We start from the raw sequence: 2,868 nt of genomic DNA on the forward strand, positions 1-2,868 counted from the left end.
GCTGCGTCGGCTGCGTCGGCTGCGGGACGGTGGTCGCTGCGCGCCCTCGGCGGCGCGGGGCGCCCGCGTGCTTCACGTGGAACGGGGTCGGCGGCGGTTGACGGTCGACGGTCGGCGGTCGACGGTAGAACTGTGTGCGGTGTTGCCGCGCGAGTTCGCGCGGCTCGCGCTGGTCCGGCGGCTCGGGCTCACCGTCGTGAGCTCAGACATCGTCGTCCGTGGGGTCGGCCGCGGCGCTGTCAGTCGCCGGTCATGGGTCGGTGAGCTGAGGCGTGAGGCGCACGACAGCACCCGCGCAGTGTTGATGCGTGGGGTGCTGCTCAGAACGCCGACGTCACGCGGCGGGGGTGTCGGGACGCTGATTCCTCGCGCCGCTGTGCGTGGGGCCGTGGATCAGTGCGCTTGGCCGGGCTGCGGCTCGCGGGTCAGGGCGACGGCGCTCGCCCCGTACCTCGTCGACGATGCGTCCCGAGATCCTGAGCTCACCGACGAGATGCTGAGCTCACTGACGGGCTGCTGAGCTCGCTGACGACACGCCCGGCTGGCCGACGTTACGCGAGCGCCACGGCGCCGCGCGCGTGGACGGCGCTGTGAGCCGTGAGGAGGTGGCGCTCATCGGCCATGCGCGGTCGGCGGCCGTTGGCGGCGTGCCGAGAGCCCGGCAAGGTGGACGCAAGGACGGGGTGCCGTGTGCGCTGTCAGCCGGCCGGTTTCACGTGGAACAGCGGCGGACGCCTTTTGGTCCCCGCAGTCCGGCGAGATGTCGAGATCTTCCGCCGTGACCGGAGACCCTGCCGCGCCAGGCGAGGAGCGTCAGATGCGAGGCGGCCTCGACTGGCTGTGGTCGTCGGTGGCCAAGGATGAGCGGCGCGGGCACGTCGCGCTGGCACGCACGCGCCGCCGCGGCTCCTTCTGATGTGACCCGGAGCGCGGCGCGGCCGGGGTGCGTGACGGGGAGGGGTGAGCTCTTGCCTGACGTGGACGGCCACATCGGCGTATCCCGCTCGACCGTCACCTACCGGCCAAGGCGCAGATGGGTGCTTCCTCGTGGGGTCCGTCGGGGTGACCCCGCCGGTGACATTTGATCGCGGGCCCTCACGGGGATCCTCACGCGCGGTGAAGCGCGCGAGCAAGCAGGGAGGCTGTGGCGAGCGGGGAGGTCTCGACCGGTCGGTGAGCTTCGTGCGAGCCGGATCCTCGAGTCACGAGCGTCGACGCTCACGTCGTGCTGCGACGCGTGTGTTCTGGCGTGAGCTCTGACGCGACGACTGCGCCACGAGCACCGCGAGGCACCCACATCGAAGAGGCCGCGGCGCTCGCGCCGTCGTGCGCAAGGCTGGCCGCGCAGAGACGTGCCGCCCGGCTGCGTCTTCTGCCGGACGTCATGTCGCGTCGGACCACGCCGCACGGGGCGAGGCTCGTCTCTGGGCGGAGACGTATCAGAGTGACCTTGTTCCGTATGCACGTGGCAACCCGCTCGGGAGGACCCAGCTCACGGTTTCACGTGGAACAGATGGAGAGATGCTCCGTCGCGGGTCTCACGTGCAACCGCGACATGGAGGGGAGGCCTCTTGGTGGCTCGATGGGTCTTCGCCAACACCGCGTGCCACGCGGCGTTTCACGTGGAACTGGCGGACTGCTTGGCGCGGACACGTCCTGAGGGCCCGGGGCGCTCTTTCATGTCGGGCAACGCTGCGTGCGTTCGACCGTTCGATGAGTACCCGGCTGGCGGGAACGAGGGCCGCCCGCTCGACGGCGTGCGGGAGGTCAGGGGGAGTGGTGATGCAGGCCTCGCGCGGCAACGGGGTCGTGAGGCGCGCAGTGCTCCGGCGCGAACGTCCGCGACCCCGGGCCCGCGGGAGTCCTCGATGCGACGCCTGGGGAGCAAACCCGCTACGGCGCGCCACATGAGGAGGACGCAGCCCGTGTGGCACCCGCCGTGTGTGGTGGTGTGGTGTGCGCGGCGCACGCGGGGAGTCCCTCCGCGGTGGACTGTCGAGATCGGGGACTGACCCACGAGGGGCACGGCCGCTCGGCGGACGCGCCCTGTCCGCTGGAAGGCCGTCGCCGGCGCGGCGACCAGTGGTGGGCCTCGTCGTGAGCGTGGGCGTGAGGTTGAGTGTGAGCGTGGACGGCAGATCGTGGTCGGGTCGACAGAGCGTCGCGCCGTCTTCGCTGTGCGGTGACGGGGGAGTCAGCAGCCCTCCGCCGGACGACGAGTCGCCCACCGGTGCACGCACGCCGCGGCGGGTGCCCGCACCTTGAGGTGCTCGCTGGAAGGCAGTCGGGGCGGCGGCACCGGCTGACCGATTGCGGTAGCGCCGGAACGACCGTCGTCGAACCGGAGCGCGGGGAGCTGCTCATCGTGACCACTCCGACTGCAGCAGTCGCGGGGGCTGTCACCAGACACGGTCGATCAGCCGGGTGCAGCACGTGCGACTGCCACGGACGCGCAGGCCGCGCGTGTCAGAAGCGTGGTCGAGCGCCCGCGCAACGCCGATGGGACGGCCGCCGAAAGGCGGAAGCGCCGCACGTCTGCCGAAGTGGCTCGACACGAGGACATCATCGCGGCGTCGGCCAGCGCTTCTGCGGAGGGCGGTCGAGCCTGCCTCCATGGGAGGGGACCGACGCGGTCGGAGGAGCGCCCGCCGTGGAGGGCCCGCCGCTGCCGCGCGCTTGCGCCTGCACCGAGGGGCGGAGCAGTGCGGTCCAACCAGGACGACGTCCCGCGGCGCATCGTCAAACGGCGTGCTCCGGCGCCCGTGCCGGGATCGGCCTCGTGCGGGGGTCGAGCGGTGGACACGTTCGCGTGGCACCTCAGCGTGACCCGCCACCCGAGGTGGCGGGTCAGCGCGAGGTGTCCGGGTC

Annotated in this window: 1 protein-coding gene; it reads left to right on the forward strand. The window is 72.1% G+C overall.

What is annotated here, in order from left to right:
- On the forward strand, positions 1-520 hold a 520-nt coding region (locus J7523_RS20050), incomplete at its 5' end, for a hypothetical protein (protein ID WP_291890512.1).
- Between the last annotated feature and the right edge of the window lie 2,348 nt (positions 521-2,868).

The sequence above is a fragment of the Cellulomonas sp. genome, assembly GCF_017744555.1.
Taxonomy (GTDB): Bacteria; Actinomycetota; Actinomycetes; order Actinomycetales; family Cellulomonadaceae; genus Cellulomonas.